This is a genomic window from Streptomyces sp. NPDC051286 (genome assembly GCF_044455345.1).
GTDB lineage: Bacteria > Actinomycetota > Actinomycetes > Streptomycetales > Streptomycetaceae > Streptomyces.
In genome coordinates this window covers 1-13,231 of the sequence record NZ_JBITER010000024.1, presented here as the reverse complement: position 1 = coordinate 13,231, position 13,231 = coordinate 1, and the positions used below count along the sequence as shown (strand labels likewise).

General features: G+C 70.1%; 13 protein-coding genes and 4 pseudogenes. 8 read left to right on the top strand and 9 right to left on the bottom strand.

All coding sequences use genetic code 11. From position 1 onward, the window contains the following. Positions 1 to 10: 10 nt before the first annotated feature. Together ACIBB8_RS23425 and gmd are read right to left on the bottom strand one after the other, a co-directional pair. Positions 11 to 333: pseudogene (locus ACIBB8_RS23425) on the bottom strand (LamG domain-containing protein); the annotation flags it as partial. Positions 334 to 450: 117 nt separating this feature from the next. Continuing rightward, positions 451 to 1,464, bottom strand: a complete 1,014-nt coding sequence (gene gmd / locus ACIBB8_RS23420) for a GDP-mannose 4,6-dehydratase (protein ID WP_398955064.1) — start codon at positions 1,462 to 1,464, stop codon at positions 451 to 453. Between the two features lie 113 nt (positions 1,465 to 1,577). On the opposite strand from gmd, the pseudogene ACIBB8_RS23415 reads away from it, so the two are divergent. Then, positions 1,578 to 1,859: pseudogene (locus tag ACIBB8_RS23415) on the top strand (NAD-dependent epimerase/dehydratase family protein); the annotation flags it as partial. A 178-nt stretch (positions 1,860 to 2,037) separates the two neighbouring features. Here ACIBB8_RS23415 and ACIBB8_RS23410 read toward each other — a convergent pair. Further along, a complete protein-coding gene (locus ACIBB8_RS23410) occupies positions 2,038 to 3,546 on the bottom strand; it encodes a sugar transferase (RefSeq protein WP_398955062.1) in 1,509 nt (502 codons plus the stop codon). Positions 3,547 to 4,027: 481 nt separating this feature from the next. Between ACIBB8_RS23410 and ACIBB8_RS23405 the strand changes: the two genes are divergently transcribed. Further along, a complete protein-coding gene (locus ACIBB8_RS23405) occupies positions 4,028 to 4,339 on the top strand; it encodes a D-arabinono-1,4-lactone oxidase (protein ID WP_398955060.1) in 312 nt (103 codons plus the stop codon). A 15-nt stretch (positions 4,340 to 4,354) separates the two neighbouring features. Here ACIBB8_RS23405 and ACIBB8_RS23400 read toward each other — a convergent pair whose 3' ends face one another. Together ACIBB8_RS23400 and ACIBB8_RS23395 are read right to left on the bottom strand one after the other, a co-directional pair. Beyond that, complete coding sequence (locus ACIBB8_RS23400) at positions 4,355 to 5,350, bottom strand: MASE1 domain-containing protein (protein WP_398955058.1); 996 nt, start codon at positions 5,348 to 5,350, stop codon at positions 4,355 to 4,357. An 83-nt stretch (positions 5,351 to 5,433) separates the two neighbouring features. Further along, the gene (locus ACIBB8_RS23395) at positions 5,434 to 6,276 is read right to left on the bottom strand and encodes a PP2C family protein-serine/threonine phosphatase (RefSeq protein WP_398955056.1); all 843 of its coding nucleotides are present in this window, start codon (positions 6,274 to 6,276) and stop codon (positions 5,434 to 5,436) included. Positions 6,277 to 6,545: 269 nt separating this feature from the next. Here ACIBB8_RS23395 and ACIBB8_RS23390 point away from each other — a divergent pair, with 269 nt between their 5' ends. The 5 genes from ACIBB8_RS23390 (at position 6,546) to ACIBB8_RS23370 (ending at position 9,597) form a co-directional block, all read left to right on the top strand. Further along, the gene (locus ACIBB8_RS23390) at positions 6,546 to 6,845 is read left to right on the top strand and encodes a DUF1876 domain-containing protein (RefSeq protein WP_366134816.1); all 300 of its coding nucleotides are present in this window, start codon (positions 6,546 to 6,548) and stop codon (positions 6,843 to 6,845) included. A gap of 288 nt (positions 6,846 to 7,133) precedes the next feature. Further along, positions 7,134 to 7,559: a VWA domain-containing protein gene (locus tag ACIBB8_RS23385; RefSeq protein WP_398955054.1), complete on the top strand. Its 426-nt coding sequence runs from the start codon at positions 7,134 to 7,136 to the stop codon at positions 7,557 to 7,559. Next, entirely contained in the window at positions 7,552 to 8,664 is a 1,113-nt protein-coding gene (locus ACIBB8_RS23380) for an XdhC family protein (protein WP_398955052.1), read from the top strand. The genes ACIBB8_RS23385 and ACIBB8_RS23380 overlap by 8 nt, the downstream gene beginning before the upstream one ends. Positions 8,665 to 8,674: 10 nt before the next feature. Further along, positions 8,675 to 9,334, top strand: a complete 660-nt coding sequence (locus ACIBB8_RS23375) for an SRPBCC family protein (RefSeq protein WP_398955050.1) — start codon at positions 8,675 to 8,677, stop codon at positions 9,332 to 9,334. Continuing rightward, a complete protein-coding gene (locus tag ACIBB8_RS23370) occupies positions 9,331 to 9,597 on the top strand; it encodes a DUF6629 family protein (protein WP_398955048.1) in 267 nt (88 codons plus the stop codon). Before ACIBB8_RS23375 ends, ACIBB8_RS23370 begins: the two co-directional genes overlap by 4 nt. A gap of 3 nt (positions 9,598 to 9,600) precedes the next feature. Here ACIBB8_RS23370 and ACIBB8_RS23365 read toward each other — a convergent pair whose 3' ends face one another. The 4 genes and pseudogenes from ACIBB8_RS23365 to ACIBB8_RS23350 all read right to left on the bottom strand — a co-directional run bounded on the left by ACIBB8_RS23365 (position 9,601) and on the right by ACIBB8_RS23350 (position 12,338). Next, complete coding sequence (locus tag ACIBB8_RS23365; RefSeq protein ID WP_398955046.1) at positions 9,601 to 9,771, bottom strand: hypothetical protein; 171 nt, start codon at positions 9,769 to 9,771, stop codon at positions 9,601 to 9,603. A 46-nt stretch (positions 9,772 to 9,817) separates the two neighbouring features. Continuing rightward, positions 9,818 to 9,934, bottom strand: a pseudogene (locus tag ACIBB8_RS23360) (hypothetical protein); the annotation flags it as partial. A 10-nt stretch (positions 9,935 to 9,944) separates the two neighbouring features. Next, complete coding sequence (locus ACIBB8_RS23355; protein ID WP_398955044.1) at positions 9,945 to 11,645, bottom strand: acyl-CoA dehydrogenase family protein; 1,701 nt, start codon at positions 11,643 to 11,645, stop codon at positions 9,945 to 9,947. A gap of 81 nt (positions 11,646 to 11,726) precedes the next feature. Beyond that, a complete protein-coding gene (locus ACIBB8_RS23350) occupies positions 11,727 to 12,338 on the bottom strand; it encodes a TetR/AcrR family transcriptional regulator (protein WP_398955041.1) in 612 nt (203 codons plus the stop codon). Between the two features lie 466 nt (positions 12,339 to 12,804). Between ACIBB8_RS23350 and ACIBB8_RS23345 the strand changes: the two are divergent. Further along, a pseudogene (locus tag ACIBB8_RS23345) lies at positions 12,805 to 13,231 on the top strand (hypothetical protein); the annotation flags it as partial.

Below are 13,231 nucleotides of genomic sequence, written 5' to 3'. Positions count from 1 at the left end.
CGCCCGCTTCGCTGTCGTCCAGATCCAGACCGGATCGCCAGCTGACCTCCACCTCACCGGCCGGGGAGCGGGCACACTGACGGCGAGCACGGACGGCACGCCCGTGTCCGGCGTGTTGGCGAACCGGGTCAGGGACTGCTGGGCGACCCTGTTGACTGTGGTGAACTCCCCGCCCACCCAGGGGAAATCGCGGCCGTCGCGGGAAGACACGGTCAGGGCGCGCGGCCCGACCGGCTCACCGATCCCGTCATTGGTGTCCGGGAGTCAGCCGAGCATCGCCGGATCGTCGACGGACTGCGCGGTGAGGTGCTTGCGGACCTGGTTGGGGAAGCCGACCGGCGGAGTCAGAGCCACGGCCGGGGGGCGGTGGCAGCCGAGGCGGCGAGTGCGCCCGCGGCGAGCGCGAGGACGGCGGCGTACACGCCACAGCGTCCGAGACGTCCTGGCGTCTCATCGGTCCACCCGCACGGCTGCCCCGGTGAGCTGGTCGGAGAGTTGCCGGATATCTGCCTCGACCATGATCCTGGCCAGCTCCTGCGCCTTCACGACGGGCTTCCAGCCGAGCAGTTCCTCGGCCTTGGTGGCGTCGCCGATCAGGGCGTCGACCTCGCTGGGACGCTCGTACTTCGCGTCGTACCGGACATGGTCACGCCAGTCCAGCCCCGCATGCTCGAAGGCGAACTCCAGGAACTGCCGGACGCTGACCCCCTCACCGGTGGCCACCACGTAGTCGTCCGGGGATTCGCACTGCAGCATCCGCCACATCGCGTCGACGTACTCGGGGGCGTAACCCCAGTCCCGTACGGCATCGAGATTGCCGAGGTGGAGGTGTTGCTGGAGCCCTGCAGAGATCCGTGCCACGCCGCGGGTGATCTTGCGGGTCACGAAGGTCTCGCCGCGGCGCGGGGACTCGTGGTTGAAGAGAATCCCGTTGACCGCGAACATGCCGTACGCCTCACGGTAGTTGACGGTCGCCCAGTACGAGTAGACTTTGGCGACGCTGTACGGGCTGCGCGGATGGAACGGGGTCGTCTCGTTCTGCGGAGGTGGAGTGGCGCCGAACATCTCGGACGACGACGCCTGGTAGATCCGGGTGTCTATGCCGCTGGCGCGGACCGCCTCCAGCAGCCGGATGGTGCCGAGCCCGGTGATGTCGCCGGTGTACAGCGGCGCGTCGAACGAGACCCGCACATGCGACTGCGCACCCAGGTTGTAGACCTCGTCGGGCTGGATGTCGCGCAGCAGGTTCACCAGCGCGACTCCGTCGGCGAGATCCGCGTGATGCAGGACGAAGGACCGGTTCTCCACCTCCGGGTCCTGGTAGATGTGGTCGATCCGCTCGGTGTTGAAGCTCGACGAGCGGCGTATGAGGCCGTGGACCGTGTACCCCTTGTCGAGCAGCAGCTCGGCCAGGTACGAGCCGTCCTGCCCGGTCACGCCGGTGATGAGCGCGGTCTTCGCCACGACTCCCCCTTCTGTGGTCGTCTGTGTTGCTGTTGGTGCACCGAAATATCGTGATGTGAGCGATCCGCGGTAAAACGTCACCGCGACATACAGTTACTGGCACAATCCGAACCATGACGACTGATCTCCCCGGCCCTCCCCAGGAATCCGTCCACCCCCTGCTACGTCCCGGCTCCCGCATATTCGTCGCGGGACACCGAGGTCTCGTCGGCTCGGCGGTGGTGCGCCGCCTCACCGCCGGAGGCCACGAGGTGATCACCCGCGGCCGTGACCGGCTCGATCTGCGCGAGGCCGCACCGACCGAGGCCGTTCTGCGTGACATCCGCCCGGACGCCGTGGTGCTGGCCGCCGCCAGGGTCGGCGGGATCATGGCCAACAGCACGTATCCGGTGCAGATTCCGCTGCGCAACGGCATCGCCCGGACCTACGCCTGGTGGCTGGACCACCAGGGCGCACAGGGCTGACGGCGCCCAGGGCCGGGCCGGGCGGCCCGCCGCAGAGCGGCGGCGGCCCGCACGGCCGGCCCCGAACGGCCGGTCTAGGTTCATCTTCCGCATCCGGTCCCCGCCGCTCTCAGTACGCCCCGCGGCCGTCGGTGACGGCGCGCAGCGTACGGACCATGAGCCCCAGATCCGTGGCCACCGACCAGTTGTCGACATACCACAGATCGAGCGAAACCGTCTCCTGCCAGGAGAGGTCGGAACGCCCGCTGACCTGCCACAGCCCGGTCAGCCCGGGCCGGACCGCGAGCCGCCGGAGCTCGCGCTCGTCGTAGCGGGACACCTCCTCCGGAAGAGGCGGACGAGGACCCACCAGGGACATCTCGCCACGGACGACATTGAGCAACTGCGGCAGTTCGTCGAGCGAGCTTCGGCGCAGCAGCCGGCCGATCCGCGTCACCCGGGGATCGCGGCGGATCTTGAACATCGCACCGTCGTTCTCGTTTGCTGCGACGAGTTCCGCCTTGTGCGTTTCGGCGTCCTCGACCATGGTGCGGAACTTCCACATGGTGAACGGCCGGTTGTGCCGGCCCTGGCGGATCTGGCGGTGGAACACCGGGCCGTCGGAGGTGAGCCGTACGGCTGCCCCGATCAGGAGCAACAACGGTGCCAGCAGCACCAGTCCGAGCGCCGCACCCGTGCGGTCCACCGCAGCCTTCAGGGCCATCTGCGGCCCCCTGCGGAGCGGCGGCACGATGTGCAGCAGCGTCAGTCCGGCCGCCGAGGCGGGCCGGACCCGGCCTGCCGCGATCTCCGAGAGATCTGACAGCACGGACAGCTGCAGCCCCCCGTCGTGCAGGCCCCAGGACAGTTGCTGCAGCCGTTCCCCGGAAAGCTGTGGTCCGGGTATCACCAGGGCCAGGTCCGCCTCGTGAGCGAAGGCCCCGCCCAGCACCGTCGACACGTCGTCGTCGGCGGGAGCCGGTGCGAGGTGCCCTGGGACCGGAGCCTCACAGCCGAGTGATGCCTCTCCTACGGGTACGGCAGCAACGACTTTGTACGCGTGGTCCGTTCGGGAACCAAGCAGCCGCACCGCCCGGTCCACCCCCGAAGCCTCACCGACCACCAGTACCCGGTGCTCGACGCGCTGCCGCGCTCGTGGCCAAGGGAGTTGGCGCACGAGCGAAACGGCCACGGTCACCAGCAGGCCGGGCAGGAGCGCCTCGACCGCGGTCACCGGCCCTGCCGGCTCGCCGAAGACCGTGCTGAGGACGGCCAGTGCGCCGATGAGCAGCAGCCAGTCCCCGGGCGCGGTCAGTGCACCCCGGAGTCCCCCCGGCTGCTTGGTTGTGTACCGGCCACGCGCCAGCCGGGCTCCGAACCAGACCAACGCGGCGACGATCGCCGCCAGTTGGGGCCGCAGGATCCCGTCCGCACGAAGGATGAGCCAGGCCGGTACCCCCAGCCCGAGAAGATCGACACCGACGACGAGCGGCAGGTACCGGCCCGGCCTTCTCTTCGGTGTGAGCGTCTGGTCAGAACGCTCGCGCTGTACGGTCGGGGCGCTCCACAGCCGGTCAAGTTCCCGGCTGCGAGGCCGATTTGAAGTGACCCATGGTCGTGGCGCCCCCGCCAGTCCCACGGATCCCGGTATGTCGGATTCGGGTAGCTCGACATGCCCCATGAACCCCCCAGTCACAGTTGCATCTCCACAAACGGGACGCATCCGCCGATCCCGTGGACTGACGGATGCGCCCTCGCTGGCTGCACGATATCCACACACGTGCCATTTCGCTGGAGTTCTCGTGAAGTTCAGACATAAACGATGGCTCGGATCTCGTCCCGTTCCGCACTGTATACAGGAGGTCTGCGGTCGGCTGTTGGCATTTGGCGGGTTCCGCCCTGGGGTCATGTGCGGACATGTCACGTCCTCGTGGTGCCGCCCCCGCATCTGGGAGAATCACCCGAGGCTGCGAGCGCCGACGACGAGAGAGAAGGCGTGGCGCCACCAGATCCACGGCATCCCGCCCAGAACTGCACCCGGCGGCCGGGCGTCCCCGGCGCCTGGCACCGGCGACTGCCTCACTTCCGGCTGGAGTTAACGGCCTGATCCACTCGCTATCGTGCACCAGGCCGTAACCCCCAGCAACGGGGACGAGCTGCAATCGGAGTACTTCGTGGCACGGCACGACGCCGCGGCGGCGGTTGCGGCACTGGACCGGCCCCGGCCCGCCGTCACGCCGGTGCTCGGCGCGATCGAGGAGGCGCTCGCACCGTTCGGCGCCCGGCCGCACTGGAGCGAGGTGTGGACGACCGTGCCCAAAACGCTGCGCGCGCTGTACGGGAAGTACGCCGACTTCGAGAAACCGATGGCCCGGTACGACCCGCCCGGCACCTTCCGCAACGACTTCCTGGACCGCCACTTCCCGCAGTGACGCACAGCGAGGAGGTCAGCGGTCGTCGCTCTCGTGCCGGTAACGGGGCGGCCACGCGCTCGCCGATCTTCCCGGTGCGAGATGGTCCACCACCTCGGCGAGCTCTTCGCAGGCCTGCTCGATTCTGCGCCGGATATTCATGTCCTCGCTGACGATCGACGCCAGCAGCAGAGCGGTGAGTGCCATGGCGCCGTTGAGGACCGTCAGATTGAGCATGATCTCAAGGATCGTGTGACCGTGGAACGGTCCCACTTCCTCGGTGCCCGCGACGATCGCCAGCACGGACAGCACCAGGGCACACGGCGCGCTGCCGGCCAGCTGGAAACGCAGCCCGGCCCAGATGAGTACCGGGAACATCAGGTAGAGCATCGACAGCGAGCTTCTGGTGGCCACCACGCCGATCACGACGCAGACGACTGCCAGCGCGGTCGCCTCCACCCACCGGTCGATCCTCCGAGGCCGCCGCGCCCTGCGCATCACGAGGAGCAGGGGGGTGACGATGAGTACGCCCATGGCGTCCCCCGCCCACCAGGCCGCCCAGACCCGCCAGAAATGGCTGAGCGGCAGCCTGCCGGTGACTGCCAGCATGGCCGTGCCCACGGTGGCGCTGATCAGCATCCCGGCCATCGCACCGAGGAAGACCAGGATCACCCCGTCGCGCAGCCGGTCCAGTTCCTTCCGGAACCCGGCCCTGCGGAGTATGAGGTACGCGCAGACCGGCGCGATGGTGTTGCCTGCGACGATGCCAGGGGTGGCGAGGTCGACCGGGCCGGTGACGGTGGCGACGACGAAGAAGGACCCAAGAGCGATACCGGGCCAGATACGCAGGCCGAGATAGAGCAAAGAGCTCAGCGCGATGCCCGTCGGTGGCCAGAGGGGGGTGACTCTGGCTCCCTGGATGGTCACCTGCCTGAGCAGACCGATCTGTCCCACCCCGTAATAGGCGGCGGCGACCGCCAGGATGCTGAGGGCGGTCACCGCCGGACCTCTGGTCCCCTCACTGCGGATCACACCTCTCATGAGACACCGCGGGCCCAGGGCGGCGGCTGTGTGACACGCTCGGCTCGGCGATGCTCCCGGTGGGCTGCCCGGCGTCACCGGTCGTCACGCTGTGCGGCCCGGGACGCGTCATGGCGCAGGACGAGAACGGCGGCATCGTCCTCGTGCCCGGTGCGTTCCGCCGCCTGCAGCACCGCGTCGGCCAGCTCGTCGGCCCCGGCCGCGGCGCGTGAGGCCACCAGCTGCACCACCGTGTCCAGGCCCTCCTCGATCGGGAACGACGGCCCCTCGACCACCCCGTCGGTGAGCAGGACGAACGCCCCCGGGGCCGTCAGCCGGTGCCGCGTGACCGGATACTGCGGACCGGCCTGAATGCCCAGCGGCAGACCCCCCGCGTCCTCGGAGACGCCGGAGCGTCCGTCGACCGTCGCCCACACCCCGAACACATGTCCGGCGCGCGCGGTGTCGAGGACCCACGCGCACGGGTCGAGACGGACGAACGTGCAGGTCGCGAACAGCGTGCTGTCGACGGACAGCAACAGATCATTGGTGCGGCTCAGGATCTCGCCCGGATCCGAGACCGTGGCGGCGATCGCCCGCATCCCGATCCGGATCTGCCCCATGAACGCGGCGGCTTCGACGTCATGGCCCTGTACGTCCCCGATGGTGAAGGCGAGCGTGCCGTCCGGCAGCGGAAAGCCGTCGTACCAATCGCCACCGATGTCCAGGCCACTGCGGGCCGGCGCGTAACGGGCCGCCGTCTGCAGACCGCAGCGGGTGGGCAGGTTGGCAGGCAGCATCTCGCGCTGCAGTGCCTCAGCCAGCTCCACGCGCGCCTGGTGCAGCTGCACCTCCTGCCGCGCCCGGGCGGTGAGCTGCTGCAATGTGGTGAGCAGCTCCTCCGCACTCACCGAAGTGGGAGGACGACGCCGGTTCATGGGCCGCTCCGCAGTGCATTCGTTCGCGAGCCGCAACACACAGGGCCCGACATGGCGGTACGGAACCGTGAGGCCCTCTTCCGGCTGTCCCCTGCATCATATTTCAACGTTGAACACCCTGCAGTGCGAGCCGTCGTCAGAGGATCATGTCGTGCCGACCCGAAGGGACCGGGCCGGGAGCGCGCGAACGGACTCGGGCGGAGAGATGCTGAAGAGAGAACCGCGTCGTGGTGGCTCACCGTGGCAGGACGCGGGCGAGGAGGTGCGCAATGACACGCACGCTGGAATGGAATCTCCGCCTCGATCTGTCCGAGGAGGGAGGCACGACCAAGGCCGAAGCCGTGCTGGACACCGGTTCGGAGAAGCTCACCGGCCATGGGGTGGCGCGCTGCAACCCGACGGACGTGGATATCCCCATCATCGGTGACGAACTCGCGGCGAGCCGCGCGATGAAGGATGTCGCCGGCCAGCTGATGAGAGAGGCGGACCGCGAAATGGAGTCAGTGGGTGCCGGACCCCCGAAGGGTCCCCTCGGCAAGCCGTACGCCTGGACCGACGTATCGAGCTAGTGCCGTGACCGGCAATGTTTGCCCATGAGGAGCGTCGTCCAGTGCGTGCGATCGCAAGGCGGCCGGAGGTCCTGAGATGGGGTCTCCCCTGCTCGAACGAAGCTGAGAGCTTGGGGAAGGAACTACCAGGGCTTTCGGTCAACGCGGCGAGCGGGCGTGCTGGGCGGCGTGGCCGGTGTCGCCGTGGTGCGCGCGGCTGCAGGGCGGAGGGGGAGACAGTGGGAGTTCCCCATCCTTTCAGGGCTGTTCCTGTCCCCCCGGAGGACGTATGACCGGTATTTCATCGAAATGCTCACGATCGGCATCCGACTGACCCGCGAGATGACGCACAGCGATCCGGACACGGTACCGGCCGCCGTCCCCGAGCGGAGCGGCTGCATCCGGCTCGGCGGGACGCCGGGTGCCTTCCTCGACACGGGGGGTCGGCGCGCCACCGCGCGTGGAACCGTGGCTGTCGTGCTTTCCGACGGCCGGCCGCGCGGTTACCCCGCGATGCTCGCGGATCGGATGCGGCGGCTGCGGCGGCCCGCACACCGGGTGGTGCGGTCCAACCGGCGCCGGGCCGGACCGGGTGACGAACCACGGGCCGCCGGCGTGGCTGCGGTGCTGCCCCGCGTGGACGCGTTCGTCGAGGGATACGCCTTGCAGGTCCTGGAGCAGTTGGCGGCCGTCGTCGGCGGAGCCGCACCGGCAGGCGGAGAATGCCATGCGTGAGATTCTCCCGGCGCTGAGCCGCTGGTACGCCTGCGGTGAACCGTTCGGACTTGCGACGGTCGTCGCGGTCACCCGCAGCGCGCCCCGCGGCCCCGGGGCGGCGATGGCGGTGGGCCCCGGCGACGAAGTCGTGGGCAGCGTCTCCGGCGGCTGCGTCGAAGGCGCCGTCTTCGACTTGGCCAAGGAGGTCGTGGAGACCGGACAGGCACAGCTCCACACCTTCGGCTACAGCGACGAGGACGCCTTCGCCGTCGGGCTCACCTGCGGAGGCGAGATCACCCTCCTCGTACGCCCCGTGTCGGCCGTCACCGATCCTGCGTTCGGTGAGGTCGCCGCGTCGGTCGCCGCACACCGTCCAGTGGTGGTCGCCACCGTGACCGACGGCCCCGCCCCGCGCGGCGCCGCGCTCGCCGTATGGCCGGACACGGTGTCCGGCTCCCTGGGCACCAGCGGCCTCGACGTCGCCGTCACCGCCGACGCCCGGGGCGAACTGGCCCAAGGGGCAACGGGCCTGCGCCACTACGGGCCGCGCGGCGAACGCCGCGAGGACGACGTCACCGTGTTCTTGCAGTCGTTCGCGCCGCCGCCGCGCATGCTCGTCTTCGGTGCGATCGACTTCGCCGCCGCCGTGGCCCGCATCGGCGTGTTCCTCGGCTATCGGGTCACGGTGTGCGACGCCCGCCCGGCCTTCGCCGATCCCCGCCGCTTCCCGGCCGGGGCGGAGGTGGTCGTCGACTGGCCGCACCGCTACCTGCGCGGCACCGGCACCGACGAGCGGACCGTGATGTGCGTACTCACCCACGATCCGAAATTCGACGTCCCGCTGCTGGAGGTCGCCCTGCGCTCCCCGGCCGCGTACATCGGTGTGATGGGGAGCCGCCGCACCCATGAGGAACGCCTGGCCCGGCTGCGCGAGACCGGATTCGGCGAGGCGGAGCTTGCGAGACTGCGCTCGCCCATCGGCCTCGACCTCGGCGCCCGCACCCCCGAGGAGGTGGCCGTCTCGATCGCCGCGGAGATCGTCGCGCTGCGCTGGGGCGGTACCGGCGCCCCCCTGGCGGACACGGCCGGGGCGATCCACCGGCCGCGACCGAAGTCCGTGTGAGGAGGAGACTATGCAGCTGCACCACTCATTCACCGTTCCGGTACCGGTCGACGAGGCGTGGCGGGCACTGCTCGACATCGAGCGGGTCTCGCGCTGCATGCCCGGCGCCACCGTGGAGGACTTCGACGGCGAGACCATCAAGGGCTCCGCCAAGGTGAAGGTGGGTCCGATCACCGTGACATACCGCGGCACGGCGACCTTCCTGGAGAAGGACGAACCGGAGCACCTGATCGTGCTGGCCGCCAAAGGCAAGGAGGTGCGGGGCCAGGGCATGGCCGCGGCCGCCGTCACCGGGACGCTCGCCGAGCGCGGCGGCGGCACGACCGTCACGGTCGACACCGACCTGGCCGTCACCGGACGGCCGGCCCAGTTCGGCCGCGGGGTGATGAGCGACGTCAGCGACAGGCTCATCGGGCAGTTCGCGGGCTGCCTTTCCGCGCAGCTGTCGGAGGCGGCAGTGGCTGCGCGCGAACCCGAACCCGCGGCACCGCTCGGGGCCGGCGGCGCAGGCATGTACGAGGCGGAACCGATCGATCGGCTGCGCACGGCGGGTGCGCCGGTGGCCGAACGCACGGCGACGGTCCTCGGCGCGGCCGCCCTTGCCGCGCTGGCCGTGGTTCTCCTGCGCGGGATCTGCCGCCGGCGGGCCGGCCACGGCCGGTGCCCGTGAGTGTCCTCGGCCTTCCCCACCCCGAACTGCTGGTCGTGGGTTACCTCGTGGCCACGGTCGGCTCCCTGCTGCTTTCCGGCGGCCGGCTGCTCCGGCTGCTCGGCGTCCTGGTCGCAGTCGGGGCCGGGGTGTGCGCCGCGCTATGGCGGCTGGAGTCCGTCTCGCCCTGGTGCGCGTTCGCGGCGGTGTGTTCGGTCGTCCTCCTCGGCCGGACGCGAGGCAGGCCGCCTGCGGATCCGCGGACGCCGGCCCAGAACTACTGAGGTTCAGTTCGCCGACGGGGGCGGCAGCCCGATGGGATTGGGGAACGTCAGCACCTTGGCGTCCAGCACCCGTCGGGTCGGCAGCTCCAGCGCGGTGAGCAGCGCATCCACGGTGGCGTCGTCGACCGCGCGCAGCAGCCGGGCGGCCAGCCGGTCGGCCAGCGGTGGCCGCACCCGGGTCCACCCGCCCCATCGGGGCGGTGCGCGCGGCGAAATACCCCATCCAGAACCCCTTCAGGCCAAGGGACTTGCCCATGGTGCGGCACTGCGCGTCGAAGTACGTGACCGCGTGAAGGGGTTCGGTACGCAGCCACAGGGTGCGGGATCTCGGCTCCATGGACGCCAAGCTAACGCGCGCCGAAGTGCCGCTCCACGATCGCCGTGGTGTCGGTGCCGCGCGGCAGGATGCCGTACTGGTGACCGCGGTCCGCGCCCAGGCGCGCGGCGACGAACGCCTCGGCCTGGGGCGCCGGAGCGTGCCGCACCATCAGCGAGGACTGCAGGGCGAGCGCCATGCCCTCGACCGTCGCCCGCGCACGGAGCTCCGCAGCGAGCGGATCGCGCAGATCCGCGACCAGCTCCTGACGTACCCGACGCACATGCGCGTCCAGCACAGCACTGGCCCCGCTCGTGGTCTCCAGCTCGGCCCAGAAGGCATCCAGGGACTGCGGGGTCCTGGCGATACCACGCAGCACGTCGAGCGCGATCACATTGCCGGATCCTTCCCACACGGCCATCACAGGCTGCTCGCGGTAGCGCCGGGCGAGCGGCCAGTCCTCGGTGTAGCCATTGCCGCCCAGACACTCCAGGGCCTCGTACGCGTGGTGCGGACCGCGCTTGCAGATCCAGTACTTGGACACCGCGGTGGCCAGTCGGCGGAACAGTGCCTCGGACTCGCTGCTGCCGGTCTCGTACGCCCGGGCAAGGCGCAGCGAGGTCCAGGTCGCGGCCTCCGTCTCCAGGGCCAGATCGGCGAGGACCGCTGTCATGGCAGGCTGGTCGGCCAGCCTGGCACCGAAGGCGCTGCGGTGCCGCGCGTGCCAGATGGCTTCGGACACCGACTGGCGCATGCCCGCGGTGGTGCCGAGGACACAGTCCAGACGGGTGTGGTTGACCATGTCGATGATGGTGGGAACGCCGCGACCGGGCTCGCCGACCCGCACCGCCCAGGTTCCGTCGAATTCCACCTCGGAGGACGCGTTCGACTTGTTGCCGAGCTTGTTCTTCAGCCGCTGGATACGGATGGTGTTACGGGTGCCGTCGGCCAGCACACGCGGCACGAGGAAGCAGGTCAGCCCGGCCGGGGCCTGGGCCAGAACAAGGAAGGCGTCCGACTGCGGGGCCGAGAAGAACCACTTGTGGCCGGTCAGCAGGTGGGCCCGGCCGTCGGGGTCGGAGGCCATCGGAACCGCGCGGGTGGTGTTGGCGCGGACGTCGGAACCTCCCTGCTTCTCCGTCATGCCCATGCCGAACGTCAGCCCCGACTTGCTGCCCGGGGCGATCAGCCGCGGGTCGTACGAGCGGCTCAGCAGGCCTGGGAGCCAGTCACGGCCCACCTCGCCGTCGCGCTGCAGTACCGGGACAACGGCGTGCGACATCGACATCGGGCAGGCGTGGCCCGGCTCGATCTGGGCGAACAGCATGAACGACGCCGCCCGCGCGACCGCGGCACCCGGCTTCGGATCGGCCCAGGCCGCGGTGTGCGTGCCGTAGCCCACGGCCGCGCCGATGACCTCGTGGTACGCGGGGTGGAACTCGACTTCGTCGACGCGGTTGCCGTACCGGTCGTGGGTGCGGAGCGCGGGTGGTGACGTGTGCGCGAGCTCCGCATGGTTCTGGAACGTTTCCGAGCCGACCAGGCTGCCGATCTCATGGAGCTCCGGCTCGTGCCAGGCCGCGCCGAATGCCCGTACCGCCTCGACGAGCGGCGGATTGGTGCCGTACTCGTCCAGGCCGGTCCGGGGTGGCGCCTGATTGGTGACCTCGTGGGTGGGGTGCGGTGCGGGAGCCCCTGACCGGAGGTCGGTGGAATGTGCGGTGACGGTCATGTCGGCGGTCCTGTCTGACGTCGGCGGTGGGAGTTTCGGCCGGGAGGTTGCTCTGCCGGTACGGCGGTGCGGTGGGAGCGGTCAGGTGCCGCCCGCTCCCACCGCTCTCAGGCACAGGATGGCGATGTCCGCCACGACCGGCTCCGGGTCGGTGCGCTCGCCCACCGGGGAGAGCGGACCGAGCAGGGCCTCGCTGATCGCCCCGATGACAGCGGCGGCCGAGAGCCGGGCGTTCTGCGCGGGCAGCTCGCCGGCCTCGATCCCCGCGGCGATGACTGTCTCGGCGAGGGCGTGGTAGCCGCGGCGATAGGTCAGCCGCTCCGCCTCGACCAGCGGATCGACCGGCTCGGCAAGCAGAGCCCAGGCCGTGCGGGGTGTCCGCAGCGCCCGGAACGCGAAGACCTCGACCAGGGTGCGCAACTGGTCCGCCGCCCCTCGTGTGGCGCCCACGGCCTGCTGCACCGCGGCGAGCTCATGACCTGCGACATGACGGAAGACCGCGGCGAGCAGCTCCTGTTTGGAGGCGAAGTGGTTGTAGACGCTGCCGGTGGCGACTCCGGCCCGCTCGGCGAGCGCGGAGATGCTGGCCGCGGCGTATCCGCCCTCGGCCAGCAACTGCCGCGCGGCGTCCAGCAGCCGCCGGCGATGCGCGAGCCGGGTCGCCTCGGTACGGGCGGTGGGGCGGTAGGCCACGATGCTCTGAACCTCGATTCATAACTTCAGCTCCCACTGAACCACCGTTGTCTCCGCCGCGCAACGATCGGCGGCCGCCGGCGGCGGCAGAGAGGTAGAACCTCCTTTCTCCTTTTCCGGGCTGGCGGAAAGTCCGTTCGAGACCCGGCGGGCGGCGGCTGTTACAGAATTCCGCGCCCGTCACGCAGCAGTGAGCCGTGGTGTGCGCGGGTTGACGTGGCGTGCACCGTGCCGGATGTGCCGGTACCGAACGGGTGGGTGCAGCGGTCAGTGATTGACAGGTACCCGGGTAGTCGGATGCGTGCCACGTGCATGCGTGTGTGACGGAAATGTCTGCATTTCGTAACACGTATCGAGGCGTATGACGCAAATCGGGCGATCGGGCCAAAGTGTGCGCTCTCGGCATCACGCCGGGAACGATCAACGCTCGGGCCACAGGGCCCGGGCCTGCACCTGAGGGGTTTTCATGTCCCGTTCCGCACGGCGGTTCGCTGCTGCCGTTATTGCTGCCGGCGCGCTGGTGGGCGCCGCCGCTCTCCCGGCCGCCGCCGACGACAACGACCGCGGTTATGGCCGGTCGAACTCGTATTCCGACGTCCTCCGCTACGAGAACCGCGATCACGATGGTTGGGGCCACAAGGACTGCGACCACAAGGACCGCGACCACGACCGTTGGGGCCACAAGGACCGCGACCACGACCGTTGGGGCCACAAGGACCGCGACCACGACCGTTGGGGCCACAAGGACCGCGACCACGACCGTTGGGGCCACAAGGACCGCGACCACGACCGTTGGGGCCACAAGGACCGCGACCACGACCGTTGGGGCCACAAGGACCGCGACCACGACCGTTGGGGCCACAAGGACCGCGACCACGACCGTTGGGGCCACA